Origin of the sequence: Synechococcus sp. PCC 7502, from assembly GCF_000317085.1 — a bacterium.
In the GTDB taxonomy this organism is placed as follows: domain Bacteria; phylum Cyanobacteriota; class Cyanobacteriia; order Pseudanabaenales; family Pseudanabaenaceae; genus PCC-7502.
Genome location: NC_019702.1, coordinates 1,512,910 through 1,528,069, shown reverse-complemented (window position 1 = coordinate 1,528,069; position 15,160 = coordinate 1,512,910). Strand labels below are relative to the sequence as shown.

The following is a 15,160-nucleotide window of genomic DNA, read 5'->3' as shown; positions in this document are numbered from 1 at the left end:
AAACTCAAACTCATGAAACTAAAACCTCACACGTTAGCAATAATCGCCTTAACCGCAGCGATCGGCATTGGGACATGGCAGTCCGCCGCACAGATGGGCAAAATGAACCACAACATGAGCGGAATGTCGATGGAACTGGGTAAAGCCGATGCCAACCTCGATCTTCGCTTTATTGACGGTATGATGCCTCACCACCAAGGGGCGATCGCAATGGCAAAAGAAGCATTACAAAAATCTAAGCGTCCCGAAATCAAGAAACTCGCAGCCGAAATCATCAAAGCACAGGAAGTAGAAATCGCTCAAATGCAAAAATGGCGTAAATCTTGGTATCCAAATGTGGGCAGCACTCCTATGGCATGGAATTCAGAAATGGGTCACATGATGACAATGACAGACTCCCAGAAGAAAGGAATGATGATGAGTGAAGATTTAGGAGCCTCTGATGCCAACTTCGATCTGCGCTTTCTTAATGCGATGATTCCCCATCATGAAGCGGCATTAATGATGGCAACAGAGGCACAAGGTAAAACCAAGCGTACCGAAGTCAAAAAACTCGCCCAAGACATTCTCTCTTCTCAGAAAGCAGAAATTACGCAAATGCAGCAGTGGCGTAAAGCTTGGTATGGAAAATAGTTAATGTAAACCTTAATTTGAGAGAATAACCTTATGCCTAGCTCCAAAAATGCCCATAGATTTGTATCAGTAATTATCACTAGCTTTGTAATTTTTTCTGCACCTACTAAAGTCTTTGCCCACGGTGGTCATGGTGATGAATTTAAAAGTGGCGATACTCAGCCTAAAGATGCAATCCAAGTAGATACAAATACCGCCAAACAAATTGGGATCAAAGTTGAATCTGTCGCCAGTCGGCAATTGGAACTTGGCATCAAGACTAACGGACAAATTGAGGCAATGCCCGATCGCAAAGTCGAAATCACCACTCCAACTAAAGGGCAAATCACTCAACTGCTAGTCAAACTGGGCGATCGCGTTCAAGCGGGACAACCCATAGCAATTCTATCCAGTCCAGAGATTGCCGAATTAAGAGTAGCCTCTTTTGAGAAGAGAGCCGAAGCCGATGGGAATTTGCGAGAAGCACAGGCAAACTTAACCCTAGCCCTACAAAACCTTGATCGCAGCCAGCAAATAGCTAATGCTGAAATTAGACAAGCACAGATCGAACTAAAAGTAGATCGAGAGCGTTACGATCGCGATAAAGAACTCTTAGCGAGTGGAGCAATTCCCAGCCGTCAAGTGATGGAATCAGAGTCGAAGTTATCCACCGCCAGAGCTGCGCTTACCAAAGCTGAAAGCAAATTAGAAGTTTTAAAAGCTGAAGCCGAAGTAAAAAATGCAAAATCAGCACTCCAAGTAGCAAAAGAACGGATTCAACTCAGCGATTCTACCTATAATGCTCGACTAAATCAATTGGGGGCAAATGCCAATGCCGATGGCAGGATCGCCATTACATCACCAATTACAGGTACAGTTTCCGAACTAAAAGCTACTCTGGCAGAATCGGGTGAAGATGCTGGTAAACCCATAATGACCATTGTGAATAGCGATCGCCTCCTAGCAACCGCCAATATCTATGAAAAAGACTTGAACAAAATCAAAATCGGTCAACGGGTGAGAGTAACAGCAGCAGGACGTAAATTCACAGGTAAAGTCAGAACCATCGGCGCAGTTGTGAATGGTGAAACTCGAATTATTCCCGTTCAAGCCGAGATTGAAAACCCAGATCGCACTCTCACCGTAGGAATGTTTGCCGAGTTAGAAGTCCTTACCGAAAAATCTGAATCAGTTGTGGCAATTCCTGCGGCAGCAGTAGTGGAAGCAAATGGCAGAAATCTGGTATTCGTCCAAAATGGCAATGCTTTTCAACCCGTAGAAGTGGTTTTAGGCAGAACCTCTGGGGATTTTGTCGAAGTGGATAATGGCTTGTTTGAAGGAGATGCGATCGCCACCCAAAGAGCTACCCAACTCTATGCCCAGTCTTTAAGAGGTGGCAGCAAACCCACCGAATCAGAACCTAAACCAAATGAAGTAAAAGAATCTAGTTTTTCTCCTCCCGTGTGGACAATGCTTTTAACAGGAGCGATCGCGGGTGGTGGAATTGTGGCTGGTGCCTTTTGGCTAGGCAGAAGGTCTGGTACAAAAATGGTGATCCTGCGTGAGCCTGAACTTACAAGCGATTCCCCACTCAGCAGGGATGCGTCCCGCCGCATTGATCGTTAGAACTATTAACGCAGGTTATACTCTTAATTAGCCAGTTAGCAATGAGGTCTTTATGCCAATTACAGTAACAATTCCTTCAGAAGCATTAGCTGAATCAATTCACTCCCTGAGTCTTGAGGAAAAAATCACTCTACGCCAGATGCTAGATCAAGAAATTCCTGAAAATTCTTTAAGCCAAGGTACGTTGTCTCCTGAAAACCCTTGGTTGGGAATTTTTGCAGAAGAAAGTGAAATAATGACGGATATATCTAATGAGGCTTTTGAGAATCGTAAATCTTTTATTTAAGGTGTCTTTAAATTGAGTAAGTCATTACTAGATACCGATATTATTTCAGAAATTCTTAAGGGCATCGATCCAAATATTCGGACAAAAGCGATCGCCTATAGAAGTCAGTTTGGGTTTTATACAACTTCTGTTATTTCGGTAATGGAGATTGTCGAAGGTTGGCATAGACGGCAAAATGAAGCACGGATCAAACAGTTTTTAAGCACTTTAATTACTGAAGAAGTATTACCAATGACTTTAGCCGATGCAGACTTAGCAGGTAGAATTTATGCGGATTTGGAGCGTACTGGACAAAGGATTGGTTATCCTGACTGTATCATTGGGGCGATCGCTATCAATAATAAAATTACTCTAGTTACTGGAAATACTTCTCACTATCAACGCATTCAAAATTTTGGCTACAGCCTACTCCTAGATAATTGGCGATAATTCCTAGTAGGCGTGTAAAAAATATCCTAGAGAACCTGAGAAGTGGGGAATTTTTTGTATGTCTAGATAGTCACAGCTTACACCAAGGGGCTAAATTTCATCCTGATTTCATAATCTCATGGCAGAGTAGGCAATATAAAGCCTAAAATTACCTGAAATTATGCTCAATGCCGTTGTCAAATGGTCGATCGCCCAGCGCTGGTTAATCGTAATTGCCTCAATTTTAATCAGTCTCTGGGGATTTCGGGTACTTACTCAGATGCCCTTAGATGTATTTCCCAACTTTGCCCCACCACAGGTAGAGATTCAAACCGAAGCGGCAGGTCTTGCTCCTGAAGAAGTAGAATCCTTAGTTACCCGACCAATTGAGAGTGCAATTAACGGCACACCGGGCGTAGAAAAAGTGCGATCGGCTTCGGCAGTAGGCATTTCGGTGGTAAAAGTGATTTTCACTTGGGATACAGATATTTATCGAGCGAGACAACTGGTAACAGAACGATTGCAACAGGCTCAAAGCCAATTACCCAAAGGCGTGGGCATACCTCAAATTTCGCCCGTTAGTTCTCCGATTGGAGCAATCGCTAAATATGCTTTTACCATAGAAGAAGGCGGCAAGACCGACCTAATGGAAGTACGGCGAATTGTGGATTGGCAGGTGAAAAACCGACTTTTAGCAGTGCCGGGGGTAACTCAAGTCGTAATTTTTGGAGGCGATATTCGTCAGTATCAGGTGCTAGTCGATCCAGCCAAATTGCAGCAATACGATGTTACCTTGGCAGAAGTGACCGAAGCAGCCAGAAAAGCGAATGTGAATGCCGCAGGTGGGTTTTTAATCAGTCCAGATCGAGAATTACTAATGCGTGGGATCGGTAGAATTGAATCCGCAGAGCAATTACAGCAATCGGTAATTAAATCCCACAAAGGCGTGCCAATTCTATTAGGGCAAGTTGCTGATGTCAAAATTGGCGCAGAACTAAAACGAGGAGATGGCATTGTTAATGGGAAAAGGGCAGTTGTGGTAATCGTGAACAAGCAACCGATCTCTGATACTCCCACAGTGACCAAAGGCGTAGAAATGGCGATCGCTGAAATTAAGCAAGGATTACCAAGCGATATCAAAGTTGAAAATACCTTCCGTCAAGCCGAATTTATCGAAGCCTCACTCAAGAATGTAGAAGAAGCATTACGAGATGGCATGATTATCGTATCGGTAGTACTGGTGATGTTTTTGATGAACTGGCGCACGGTGATCATCAGTTTGAGTGCATTACCAATCTCACTTTTAATGGGGATGATGGTTCTATCATGGACGGGGCAAGGCATTAACACCATGACTTTGGGTGGACTAGCTGTAGCAATTGGCTCAGTAGTAGATGATGCGATCGTGGATATGGAGAATGTCTATCGTCGTCTTCGGGAGAATCAACTAGCAGGAACACCCGTACCGCCTTTGGAAGTAGTTTTTAATGGCTCTGTGGAAGTCCGAGTCAGCGTCCTCTTTTCTACGGTAATTATTGCTGTGGTATTCGCTCCTATCTTTGCCCTGTCTGGGGTGGAAGGTCGAATTTTTACACCGATGGGTGTGGCATATTTACTCTCCATTGTTGCTTCTACTTTGGTAGCTTTAACTCTGACTCCCGCCCTCTGTGCTTTGCTACTGGTCAATCGTCCCTTACCGCCCGATGAAACTTGGCTCGCCCATAAATCTCAACAAATCTATCGTCCTGCTTTAACCTTTGCCATTCGCCGCCCTAGTATTATCTTAGGTGTAGCGATCGCCACTTTAATTGCCTCTGGAATTATTCTGCCATCATTAGGACGAGTATTTTTACCTGAATTTCAAGAGCGATCGCTAGTGATTTCTACAGTTCTCTATCCAGGGGTTTCGCTGGAAACTACTAATCAAGCAAGCTTTGCCATTCAACAAAACCTCAAAACCGACAAACATTTCAACGCCTTGCAACTGCGATCAGGACGTGCGCCGGGAGATAGCGACGTGGGAGGCGTAAACTTTGCGGAACTAGATGTAGAATTGAGCGAAGATGGCGTAAAGAAACGGGAAGAAAGTATCGAAATTCTCCGAAAAGAATTTGCCAAAATCCCCGGTGTAGCTGTAAACATTGGTGGATTTATTTCTCACCGACTAGATGAAGTTCTCTCTGGTGTGCGAAGTGCGATCGCTGTCAAGATTTTTGGTTCCGATTTAGATCAATTGCGTAATCTGGGGCAACAGGTACAATCTGCCATGAGTGGGATCAATGGCGTAGTCGATCTGCAAGTAGAGCCACAGGTACCAATCAAACAACTACAGATTCGCTTTGATCGCTTGGCGGCGGCTCGGTATGGATTGCGAGTCGGAGATTTAGCGGAAACCATCGAAACTGCCCTCAATGGCAATATTGTCTCTCAGGTTTTGGAACAACAGCAGGTATTTGACTTGGTAGTATGGCTGAATGAGAGTTCTCGCAATAGCCTAGAAACCATCAGCAATCTCTTGGTAGATGTACCTGAAGGCAAAAAAGTCCCACTTTCTCAGGTGGCAAAAGTTTCCTTCGGCACAGGACCTAACACGATCAATCGAGAAAATGTCTCACGGCTGATTGTAGTATCGGCGAATGTGAATGGTAGAGATTTAGGCTCAGTGATTACCGACATCCGCGATCGCATTAAAACTCAAGTTCAACTACCATCGGGTTATTACATTCAATACGGCGGACAGTTTGAATCCCAAGAACGAGCAACTGAAACCTTACTAATTGCAGGGGCGATCGCCTTCGCTGTGATCACAATTTTGATCTACTTTGCGGTCAAATCTATTCCTGCGACTTTGATGATTATGGTCAATCTACCTCTAGCCCTTGTGGGTGGTGTGATCTCGGTGGCTTTAGGTGGAGGTATTATCTCAGTCGCCTCAATGGTAGGATTCATTACGCTTTTCGGCGTTGCTACTCGGAACGGATTGCTGTTAGTGGATAATTACAACACCAAATTAGCCAAGGGCATCCCACTATCCGAAGTGTTAATGGAAGGTTCACTCGAACGCCTCGTTGCCATCCTCATGACTGCTCTCTCTTCAGCCTTGGGTATGGTTCCTTTAGTAATTGGCACTGGCGCAGGTAAAGAAATTCTCCAACCCTTAGCAGTTGTGGTTTTAGGAGGATTATTTACTTCCACAGCCCTAACCTTGCTGGTGCTGCCAGCTTTGTATTCTATGTTTGGTAAATATATTGTTCCTAAAAAGTTAGAAGGGATTACTGAAGATAATTTCTTAGGGGTAGAAAAATATATTTCATCCTGATTTCATAATTGTGTGTCATTCTCTAATTGCTGTTAATCCATACTAAAAAATATGCGTAATCAAATTCTTGTCTTTACTGCAATACTGGCAGTCTCAGGCTCCCCATTTATCTCTAACACTTCTTTTGGGCAGTTTGCGGCGATCGCCAATTCAGAAAGCAAAAATGGTGGACAAGTAGTAGAAACCCAAGGCTATCATTTGGAATTTGTGCCAGAAAAAACTGATAAGGGCGCACATCTCGACTTCTATCTGCAAAAAGGTGATAACCATTCATCTGTAGGCAATGCAAATGTGAAAGCTGAAGTGACTATGCCCGATGGCAAAAAGCAAACTCTAGCCCTCAAGTACGATGCTAAGGAAAAGCATTACACTGCCTTGCTGGAAACTAAAGCTAAAGGAGATTTTAAGGTGGCGATACTCTGTGACATTGGGGGCAAGAAGGTGAATGGCAGATTTAGCTTTAAGCGATAATGTTTAGCTAAAGCATTTACATCTTTATATCCAAGCTTTGAATAAAAATAAATGACACATTCCCATAGTCACGATCGCTCGCATACCCCAAAAAACTTCAGTCGGGCTTTTGCCGTTAGTATTGCCCTTAATACTGGATTTGTCATAGTTGAAGTGAGCTATGGGATTCTCGCTAATTCTTTAGCATTAATTGCTGATGCTGGTCATAATTTAAGTGATGTTCTTGGTCTACTGTTGGCTTGGGGTGCAAGTCTGCTTGTGCGCCGCTTACCGACACCACGCCGTACTTTTGGGCTGAAACGATCGTCAATTTTGGCAGCACTTTTGAATGCTTCTTTTTTGCTAATCGTATCAGGTGGTGTCGCATGGGAAGCAATTCAGCGGCTACGCGAACCTTCGGCTGTAGCAGGAGGAACTGTAATTATTGTGGCATTGGTGGGAACTTTAATTAATTCCATCAGTGCAGCAATGTTCTTCGTTGGACGCAAAGGCGATCTGAATATCCGTGGAGCATTTCTTCATCTTGCTGCTGATGCCCTTGTATCAATAGGAGTTGTTTTGTCTGGAATTGTAATCATATTCACTGGCTGGCAATGGATCGATCCTGTGATGAGTTTAGTTGTAATTGCAGTGATTGCATCTGGCACATGGCAGTTATTTAGAGAATCTGGCAATTTAATTTTGGATGCTGTTCCCGAAGCAATCAATCCCCTTGTAGTTTCTAGCTATTTTGAGCAACTTCAGGGAGTAACTAGGGTTCATCATTTGCACATTTGGGCGATGAGTACTACTGAAATCTGTCTCACAGTTAATCTGGTTATGCCTGACGGACATCCAGGAGATAGATTTTTAGAAGAAGTTCGTCATGAATTACACGATCGCTTTGATATCGTACATCCCACCATTCAAATTGAATTAGGTGACTCGGCGCATCTTCATCACCCTGTCTCTGATCGTGCTGTGTAATTAAAATCTACTTTCTTTATGAATTACTTCACCTTATTTCAAAGTTTAAGAAATCCAGTTTTTACTAGGCTCTATCTTGCTCAAACTATCAGCTTATTTGGCGATGCTCTGACTTGGTTGGGATTGGCTTTACTTGCTTTTGAATTAGCAGGAAAAGATAGTGCCGTAGTTCTTTCTGTAGCTTTAACTTTGCGGGTAACGGCTTTTGTGATTCTTTCGCCAATAGCAGGTGCGATCGCCGATCGCCTAGATCGAAAATTAATCCTAGTTATCACTCACATTGCGCGGATGTTGATTATTGGCACAATGCCTTTTGTAAATGCAGTTTGGCAAATTTATATTTTGGTGTTTGGGCTGAATGTATTCAATGCCTTCTTTACCCCAACCTATCAAGCCACAATTCCCTTAGTCATAGGTAAAGCTGAATATGCAGGTGCGATCGCTCTTTCAGCGGCAACTTATCAACTTTTGGGAGTCTTAGGTCCGGGCATTGCTGGTAGTGTTTCGGCATGGATTGGATCGAGACAGATATTTTTCCTAGATGCAATTTCTTTTGCGATCGCCGCAGTTCTCATATTTACACTTCCAAATCAACTTAAAGTTAAGCAAAGTGAGCCTTTGGAACGAGGAGTTTTAAGCAAAATTATCGGTGATGTTAAAGAAGGAACAACCCGTTTATTTGCCAATGCTTTTATTCGCTATGCTCTTTTCCTGCAACTCGTAGCATCGATCTCTGGGGCGCAAATTTTAGTAAATACCGTAGGCTACATCAAAGGAACTCTCAAACTGAGTAGCTTAGAATACGGCTGGGTAATGGCAGCTTTTGGGATTGGGGCAACCATAGCGGCGGTGACGGTAGGGGCGATTGGGAAGAAATGGGAACGCACGGCTGTAGTTCTATTTGGCGCAGTTTTAATTACTTCAGCAATTCTACCCGCCAATTATGTAGGCTTAGTGCCATTAATGCTACTTTGGGCGATCGCAGGAATGGGGCAAGTTTTAGTAAATCTCCCAACTCAAACCCTAATTGCCGAACAGATTCCGACTAACTTTCAAGGACGAGTTTATGGCGCACATTTTGCATGGAGTCATCTCTGGTGGGCTGTTTCCTATCCCATTGCAGGGTGGTTAGGCAGTCAGGGGAATAATTCTTTTCTTTACGGCAGCTTGATTGGATTCACCCTTCTAGCAGGAGTCCAGGTATTGCTATCTCCCAAAATTCACAAACATCAACACGAGTATCTCTGGCACGATCATGAGCATACTCACGATGAGCATCATCAACACGATCATCCTGAAGGTGCATTGCTAACTGAGCCGCATACTCATTCTCACGAGCATTCTCCAGTGCGCCATAGTCATGCTCATTACACCGACATTCATCATTTACATAGCCACTAAATTCTACTCCTCCACAGCGATCGCCCCGTGAAACATTCCCATCCCACAACTAAACTGAAATACCCCAAGGCTGTCAGGCGTAAATTCCACAGGCGTAGTTTGATTGAGAGTTAAATCCTGAGCAACATGAAAGTCAGGGAAAAGAACCTTTTCTAAACAACTGCTAGGATCACGGCGATTAAATTGCAAGCGTACAGGCTGACCCCGCTTAACCGTTACTAAAGATGGAACATAACCACCATCAACCGTAATCGTCACCTCTTGAACACCATCACTTATTTCTGCCTTTTGAGATTTAGGCTTACTTCCCAGAAACCACCAAAGCTGTGCACCGATTAGAGATAAACCACCGAGAGCGATCGCAATTTTCAGAGTAATAGGCTGTTCAATTGGTTGAAATTTAGCGGAATTGTGTTTCATCTCCTGTGCTGACATACTAGAAGCGATCCCAACGGATAAGCCCATACTGAGTAAAATACTTGTTAGTTTTTTCATAATTATTTGTCCTATTTACTTGCAGAAGGATGGAACCCTCTCAGCCTTAAAGCATTTGTGACTACCGAAAGAGAACTAAGTGCCATAGCTCCACCCGCCACAATTGGATTCAGCAGCCAACCCCAAATCGGATAGAGAATCCCAGCCGCAATTGGAATCCCCAGTACATTATAGATAAAGGCAAAGAAGAGATTTTGTTGAATGTTACTAATCGTGGCACGACTGAGTTGAATTGCGGTCACAATACCCTGTAAATCGCCAGAGATTAAAGTTATATCGCTTGCTGCGATCGCCACATCAGTTCCCGTCCCAATTGCCAATCCGACATCTGCCTGAGCCAAAGCTGGAGCATCATTAATCCCATCACCAACCATTGCCACAACTTTACCTTCAGCTTGTAACTCTCTAATTTTTTCCACTTTCTGATCGGGACGTACCCCAGCAAATACGCGCTTAATTCTAACTTCACGGGCGATCGCCTCCGCCGTTGATTGATTATCCCCTGTCAGCATTACCACTTCTATTTTCAGTTTTTGTAAAGCCGCAACTGTTAACTGAGATGAAGGTTTAAGCTTATCAGCAATGCCAATTAAACCACGGGCAATATTATCAACTGCAATTAAAACCACAGTTTTTCCACCTGTTTCCCATGAATCCTGATATTGGTGTAATCCACTGGTATCAATCTTTAACTCGTTCATCCATCGTCTTGTTCCAACTTGAACTAAGGAATTATTGACTTTTCCTTGAACTCCGCTGCCAGCGATCGCTATAAAATCATACACTTCAGGAATAGTAATATTCTTTTGCTTGGCATGATTTACGATTGCTTCAGCCAAAGGATGCTCAGAATTACGCTCGATCCCTGCTACTAGCTTTAATAATTCATCATCATTCTTATTCACAGAGAATATATCCGTCACAACTGGCTTCCCTTCCGTTAGAGTCCCCGTTTTATCCAAAACAATCGTTTGAATTTTATGGGCAAGTTCCAAACTGCCAGCATCTTTAATTAAAATCCCGTTCTCGGCTCCCTTCCCAGTCCCTACCATAATCGAAGTCGGAGCCGCTAAGCCTAAAGCGCAAGGACAGGCAATAATCAGCACACCCACAGCCGAAATGGTTGCCAGAGTGACATTACCCATAATCTCAAACCAGATCACAAATGTGGCGATCGCAATGGAGATTACTACAGGCACAAACCAACCCGTAACTTGATCGGCAAGTCTTTGAATTGGAGCTTTAGAACCCTGAGCATCCTTGACCAGTTGCACGATTTGCGATAGCACTGAGTCTTTACCGATATGACTGGCTTTAATTTGCAAGCTCCCAGTTTTATTAATTGTTGCGCCAATTAAGCGATCGCCCACTTTTTTCTCAATGGGAATACTTTCACCCGTCACCATCGATTCATCTACGGTAGATAACCCCGTGATCGCTTCACCATCCACAGGAATTTTCTCTCCTGGGCGCACTAAAACTACATCGCCAATCTGCACATCTTCTATGGGGATATCTAACTCTTGACCATCTTTAAGTATTCTGGCAGTTTTTGCTTGTAATCCCATCAACTGGCGAATTGCCTCCGATGTTTCTCCCTTTGCCCGATTCTCAAATAATTTACCCAAAAGAATTAGGGTAATCACGACTACTGAAACTTCATAATAAACTTCAGGTTGTAGACCTTGGGAAATAAAGAAATTAGGATTGAGAGTAACGGTAATCGAGTAAGAGAATGCTGCAAGTGTTCCCAAGGCAATCAGCGTATCCATTGTGGCTGTGTGATTCTTAAATGCCTTCCAAGCTCCAATGTAAAATGAACTCCCACACCATACCTGCACAGGTAAGGCAAGAGCAAGTTGGAGCCAAGGATTATGCAGCCATTCAGGAATTATGCGAATAGATAATCCTGTCATCATGGAAACCGAACCGATTACTAAAATTACGCCACTTACACCACCAACCCAGACTTTACGGGTTAAATCTTGAGTTTCTGTTATTCGGGCTTTTTTATCAGCGTCTTCATTTACTTGCTCTGGCAAGACCGCCTCATAGCCTATATCCTTAATCACTTTTTGAATTGCCGCAGGACTGGTCTTTTGAGCATCATATTCGATCGCTACTTCTTCGGTCGCAAAATTGACATTACTACTAGCAACACCAACTACAGATTGAGTTTTGGCTTCGATACTACTAGCACAACCAGCGCAGTGCATTCCTTTTAAATTAAGCGTGACTTTACTCATCTTTAAATCCTTGTTAGCTAAATATCTATTGGGTCTAACCCGTTGTTACTAATTCTGAGGTTTTGGGGAATTGCTGGGCTGATTGGTTGGTTGAGTGTTAGATGGTTGGTTAGATCGTCCTAGCCACCAGCCCAAACCTCCTCCTGTAAAAAAGATAATAGCGATCGGAATAGCACAACAGGCAATCATCATTGCCATCATCATCTTCATTCCAGACATATTGGAATCCTTCGATTCATTACTCTGGTTATTTGGCTCTTTACTATTCATTAAATTCATCCTGTAAATTAATTCACTTGGTAGCCAGCCGTAGTAATCGCACTCTTAATAGCAGCTTCAGAAGCTTGAGTTTCCACCAAAACAATCTTGGTCTTTGGATCGCCTTGCACGGTGGCATTAGCATCAATGGTCTTAACCGCATTAGTGATGTTGTTCACACAGCCACCACAGGTCATGTCAGGAACTTTTAATTCGAGTTTCATAATGTTAAATCCTTACGTTTGCATTCTTCTATCTCATTGGTTAATCTAACGATTCCAAGCAATTTGCCATCCTTGCATCTGAGCAATTTCAGCATTCTGAGATTTGATGATTGACTGAGCCAAAGTCCGAGTCTCTGGACGAGTAGCCCGATTAATTGCCATTTGAGCCATCATTACTGCCATTTGATGATGGGGAACCATCTGACGCACAAATTCCTTGTCAAAATCTGAGGCTGTCTTGAGAGCTTCAATGTCCATAGTCATCATGTTCTGCCCCATGCTCATCATATTTTGTCCCATATTCATCATCTCTTGCCCTCTTCCCATCATGGAGTTTGGTTTCATCATGTCCTGTCCCATGTTCATCATGTCTTTACCCATCCCCATCATCGGAGTACCTTGCATGGCAGAATTTCCCATCATGCCCATATTCATTGAAGCCATATTCATTGAAGTTAGAGGAACTTCTTTGCCATACCATTGCTTGTACCAAGTCCGCATCTCTTGAACTTCACGAGCTTGATCTTTTTTAATCGCTTCAGCTAATTTCTTCACTTCAGGACGTTTGGTACGGGTTAAAGCAATGTCAGCCATAGCGATCGCATCTTGATGATGAGGAATCATCATTTCGATAAAGTGCTGATCAACTTGAACCGATCGCATGGTTTGAGGATTTTTTGATGGGGGTAATGACTGAGCCTGAATACTATTAGCAAGCTCAAATCCAGTGGCAGCAACACTACTGAGTAGCCCAACTAGGCTGTAAACTAAAAACTTCTTATTCATAATTTTAGATTGGGTAATTTATAAGCTTTTTCACTTCTATTAATTCACGCTACTGATTGATATCGGGTTTGATTTAACGGAATTGATTGATTTCAGAACAAAACGTGATGATCTTCATCCAATATTCAACCTACTCTCTAGTAAGATAGAGGGTTGACCAACTTTTTTAGGTATAAAGATTAAATCGGACATAATCCGTTCTGACATTCAGGGCTGCGAGCAATATGAGCATCATAAAATGTCTTTATAGCCTGAGAGTCATAACCTTGAAGCTTTTGCAAGTATCCCCAAGCAGTTAGAGCGATCGCCGTATCAATACTTGTTCTCGGAACCACAATTAGGCGGGGATTGACTGCTCTTAATTCTCTTGCCTGAGCTTTTACCTTTTCTAAATCCTCAGTCTTAATCAGGTCAGGATTGTAGCTAATAATAATGCCACCATGTTCAAGGTTATGCACTAAACGCTCATCAACAGGCGGGTTTGAGCTATAAATTCCCCAAGCCGCAGGTATCTGATAGTGCGATCCAGATGTGGGAGGATTGGAATTATAAGTAACTCGTTCTCCTTCTGGAATGTGCTTCTGCCCCAAGTTTGGGAATGTTTTACCAGCAAGAATAACCCCAGCTTTCAAAGGTGGAAGGGGATTGCCTTGGGTAGTTATCTCAAATGGCTCAAATATCTGTGGTTTATTGTTGACAATTGCTAATATCACCACGATCGCCACGATCCCAAATGGAAAAACTAGCCAAATGTGTTCTCTAACTTTTTCCCAAAAATGAGAAGGACGTTTACGCAATATTTTGTTTGATTTGTTCATAACTTCTAAAAATCATCTTTCTGTAATATCGGACAAATTTTTCCTGCCTCTAGTCCTTGCACAGGTATCCAGTCTTTGAGCAAATTGCTAATCTCACCGCGTAAAGTTGTTAGTTCGGCAATATGGCGATCAATCTCAAGGATTTGCCCCTTCAGGCGTTGCTCAATTTCCTCACAGGGAGTTAGCCCTTGATCGTAAACTTGTAAAATCTCGGCAATCTCTTGGAGGCTCAAGCCCAGTTTCTGCAACCTTTTAATGAAGCCAATTCGCTTAATTACATCTGGGGCAAATAAACGAAACTTTCCTTCCGTCCGCCCTGATGACTTTAGCAAGCCAATTTCTTCGTAGTAGCGAATGGTTTTAATCGGCACATTACTGCGATCAGCAACGCTACCAATTTGCAGCAAATCCAAACTTTGTACTGATTTAGCGATCGCGAGCATATTGAAACCTCCTAAAAGCACCCGATTTCTCAAGTAAGTAATTTATACACTCTCTGGTTGAGTGGAGAGTCAAGCCCTATTTTTACAGGCAATTATGAAATGGGAATGAAATTCTAAATGACTTTTCATCCTGATTTCATTTTGTTGCGTTATTTTGTGGCTAAATAGTTAAAAATCTGCTCTATGACTCGGCTCGAAATACTTGGCTACTGTTTGGTGATCATCCTGACCATCGCTTGGGGACTAAGTGACATGAAAACACTGCCCAGTCAACCATCAAACTCCATCTCAAATCCTAAAGAAAGATGAAGAAGTTAATCGCCCACATTCTGGCTGCCCCAGAAACAAACTTATTTTTATTCGCCTTTTTAATGCACTTTGTCTATGAAGTTTGGCAATCTCCATACTTTGACTTCTACGCCATGCCTTCTTTGTCAGACAAGGTCAACTACATTACCCACTGCACTGTGGGAGACGGAGTAATCACTGTGATTAGTGGCTGGGCGATCTCTGGATTATATAGATCGCGTCAATGGATGCTTAGCCCAACTTGGAAATCAATAGTTCTATTTACGGCTCTAGGTTGGATGTATACCTTCATTTCAGAAATTTATCGCGTTCACATTGCCAAACTTTACGGCGTTTCAGTGCTACTTGTGCCAGTGTTTAACATTAGCTGGCTGCCACTCCTGCAATGGATAATCCTGCCGCCTTTAGTTTTGTACATGGCTAAACATCAGATGTTGGGCTATCAGAGTAAATAGGCGATCGCAAAAAAATCAACTTCCTCATTTCATCCTA

The 15,160-nt window shown here is 42.9% G+C and carries 16 protein-coding genes; 9 read left to right on the top strand and 7 right to left on the bottom strand.

Translation table 11 applies throughout. The annotated features are described in order from the left end of the window. Positions 1 to 12 precede the first annotated feature (12 nt). The 8 genes from SYN7502_RS07500 (at position 13) to SYN7502_RS07465 (ending at position 9,089) form a co-directional block, all read left to right on the top strand. Positions 13 to 633, top strand: a complete 621-nt coding sequence (locus tag SYN7502_RS07500) for a DUF305 domain-containing protein (RefSeq protein ID WP_015168250.1) — start codon at positions 13 to 15, stop codon at positions 631 to 633. 33 nt (positions 634 to 666) lie between these two features. After that, positions 667 to 2,238: an efflux RND transporter periplasmic adaptor subunit gene (locus SYN7502_RS07495; RefSeq protein ID WP_015168249.1), complete on the top strand. Its 1,572-nt coding sequence runs from the start codon at positions 667 to 669 to the stop codon at positions 2,236 to 2,238. 52 nt (positions 2,239 to 2,290) lie between these two features. Beyond that, a complete protein-coding gene (locus SYN7502_RS07490) occupies positions 2,291 to 2,524 on the top strand; it encodes a hypothetical protein (RefSeq protein WP_015168248.1) in 234 nt (77 codons plus the stop codon). A gap of 12 nt (positions 2,525 to 2,536) precedes the next feature. After that, positions 2,537 to 2,953 carry a PIN domain-containing protein gene (locus SYN7502_RS07485; protein WP_015168247.1) on the top strand — a complete coding sequence of 139 codons (417 nt, stop codon included), beginning with the start codon at positions 2,537 to 2,539 and terminating at the stop codon, positions 2,951 to 2,953. A 160-nt stretch (positions 2,954 to 3,113) separates the two neighbouring features. Continuing rightward, complete coding sequence (locus tag SYN7502_RS07480; protein ID WP_015168246.1) at positions 3,114 to 6,251, top strand: efflux RND transporter permease subunit; 3,138 nt, start codon at positions 3,114 to 3,116, stop codon at positions 6,249 to 6,251. Positions 6,252 to 6,302: 51 nt separating this feature from the next. Next, positions 6,303 to 6,722, top strand: a complete 420-nt coding sequence (locus SYN7502_RS07475) for a hypothetical protein (RefSeq protein ID WP_015168245.1) — start codon at positions 6,303 to 6,305, stop codon at positions 6,720 to 6,722. Positions 6,723 to 6,773: 51 nt separating this feature from the next. Continuing rightward, positions 6,774 to 7,688: a cation diffusion facilitator family transporter gene (locus SYN7502_RS07470; RefSeq protein WP_015168244.1), complete on the top strand. Its 915-nt coding sequence runs from the start codon at positions 6,774 to 6,776 to the stop codon at positions 7,686 to 7,688. A gap of 18 nt (positions 7,689 to 7,706) precedes the next feature. Further along, positions 7,707 to 9,089, top strand: coding sequence for an MFS transporter (locus tag SYN7502_RS07465; protein WP_015168243.1), 1,383 nt, complete (start codon positions 7,707 to 7,709; stop codon positions 9,087 to 9,089). A 3-nt stretch (positions 9,090 to 9,092) separates the two neighbouring features. Here SYN7502_RS07465 and SYN7502_RS07460 read toward each other — a convergent pair whose 3' ends face one another. From SYN7502_RS07460 to SYN7502_RS07430, 7 genes are all read right to left on the bottom strand, one after another. Further along, positions 9,093 to 9,584 carry a cupredoxin domain-containing protein gene (locus SYN7502_RS07460; RefSeq protein WP_015168242.1) on the bottom strand — a complete coding sequence of 164 codons (492 nt, stop codon included), beginning with the start codon at positions 9,582 to 9,584 and terminating at the stop codon, positions 9,093 to 9,095. Positions 9,585 to 9,595: 11 nt separating this feature from the next. Next, a complete protein-coding gene (locus SYN7502_RS07455) occupies positions 9,596 to 11,830 on the bottom strand; it encodes a heavy metal translocating P-type ATPase (protein ID WP_015168241.1) in 2,235 nt (744 codons plus the stop codon). Positions 11,831 to 11,878: 48 nt separating this feature from the next. Continuing rightward, the gene (locus SYN7502_RS07450) at positions 11,879 to 12,100 is read right to left on the bottom strand and encodes a hypothetical protein (RefSeq protein WP_015168240.1); all 222 of its coding nucleotides are present in this window, start codon (positions 12,098 to 12,100) and stop codon (positions 11,879 to 11,881) included. 17 nt (positions 12,101 to 12,117) lie between these two features. After that, entirely contained in the window at positions 12,118 to 12,312 is a 195-nt protein-coding gene (locus SYN7502_RS07445) for a heavy-metal-associated domain-containing protein (protein WP_015168239.1), read from the bottom strand. 45 nt (positions 12,313 to 12,357) lie between these two features. Further along, complete coding sequence (locus SYN7502_RS07440; protein WP_015168238.1) at positions 12,358 to 13,098, bottom strand: DUF305 domain-containing protein; 741 nt, start codon at positions 13,096 to 13,098, stop codon at positions 12,358 to 12,360. Positions 13,099 to 13,277: 179 nt separating this feature from the next. After that, on the bottom strand, positions 13,278 to 13,916 hold the full coding sequence (locus SYN7502_RS07435) for a DUF3105 domain-containing protein (RefSeq protein WP_015168237.1): 639 nt from the start codon (positions 13,914 to 13,916) through the stop codon (positions 13,278 to 13,280). Between the two features lie 5 nt (positions 13,917 to 13,921). Then, on the bottom strand, positions 13,922 to 14,359 hold the full coding sequence (locus SYN7502_RS07430; RefSeq protein ID WP_015168236.1) for a heavy metal-responsive transcriptional regulator: 438 nt from the start codon (positions 14,357 to 14,359) through the stop codon (positions 13,922 to 13,924). 305 nt (positions 14,360 to 14,664) lie between these two features. Between SYN7502_RS07430 and SYN7502_RS07425 the strand changes: the two genes are divergently transcribed. After that, the gene (locus SYN7502_RS07425; protein WP_015168235.1) at positions 14,665 to 15,123 is read left to right on the top strand and encodes a hypothetical protein; all 459 of its coding nucleotides are present in this window, start codon (positions 14,665 to 14,667) and stop codon (positions 15,121 to 15,123) included. Positions 15,124 to 15,160: the final 37 nt, after the last annotated feature.

Excerpts from the sequence above, each read along its gene's own strand:
- SYN7502_RS07470 (WP_015168244.1), top strand. The coding sequence starts at position 6,774 with ATGACACATTCCCATAGTCACGATCGCTCGCATACCCCAAAAAACTTC.
- SYN7502_RS07425 (WP_015168235.1), top strand. The coding sequence starts at position 14,665 with ATGAAGAAGTTAATCGCCCACATTCTGGCTGCCCCAGAAACAAACTTA.
- SYN7502_RS07460 (WP_015168242.1), bottom strand. The coding sequence starts at position 9,584 with ATGAAAAAACTAACAAGTATTTTACTCAGTATGGGCTTATCCGTTGGG.
- SYN7502_RS07500 (WP_015168250.1), top strand. The coding sequence starts at position 13 with ATGAAACTAAAACCTCACACGTTAGCAATAATCGCCTTAACCGCAGCG.
- SYN7502_RS07455 (WP_015168241.1), bottom strand. The coding sequence starts at position 11,830 with ATGAGTAAAGTCACGCTTAATTTAAAAGGAATGCACTGCGCTGGTTGT.
- SYN7502_RS07445 (WP_015168239.1), bottom strand. The coding sequence starts at position 12,312 with ATGAAACTCGAATTAAAAGTTCCTGACATGACCTGTGGTGGCTGTGTG.
- SYN7502_RS07490 (WP_015168248.1), top strand. The coding sequence starts at position 2,291 with ATGCCAATTACAGTAACAATTCCTTCAGAAGCATTAGCTGAATCAATT.
- SYN7502_RS07495 (WP_015168249.1), top strand. The coding sequence starts at position 667 with ATGCCTAGCTCCAAAAATGCCCATAGATTTGTATCAGTAATTATCACT.
- SYN7502_RS07480 (WP_015168246.1), top strand. The coding sequence starts at position 3,114 with ATGCTCAATGCCGTTGTCAAATGGTCGATCGCCCAGCGCTGGTTAATC.
- SYN7502_RS07450 (WP_015168240.1), bottom strand. The coding sequence starts at position 12,100 with ATGAATAGTAAAGAGCCAAATAACCAGAGTAATGAATCGAAGGATTCC.
- SYN7502_RS07440 (WP_015168238.1), bottom strand. The coding sequence starts at position 13,098 with ATGAATAAGAAGTTTTTAGTTTACAGCCTAGTTGGGCTACTCAGTAGT.
- SYN7502_RS07435 (WP_015168237.1), bottom strand. The coding sequence starts at position 13,916 with ATGAACAAATCAAACAAAATATTGCGTAAACGTCCTTCTCATTTTTGG.
- SYN7502_RS07465 (WP_015168243.1), top strand. The coding sequence starts at position 7,707 with ATGAATTACTTCACCTTATTTCAAAGTTTAAGAAATCCAGTTTTTACT.
- SYN7502_RS07430 (WP_015168236.1), bottom strand. The coding sequence starts at position 14,359 with ATGCTCGCGATCGCTAAATCAGTACAAAGTTTGGATTTGCTGCAAATT.
- SYN7502_RS07475 (WP_015168245.1), top strand. The coding sequence starts at position 6,303 with ATGCGTAATCAAATTCTTGTCTTTACTGCAATACTGGCAGTCTCAGGC.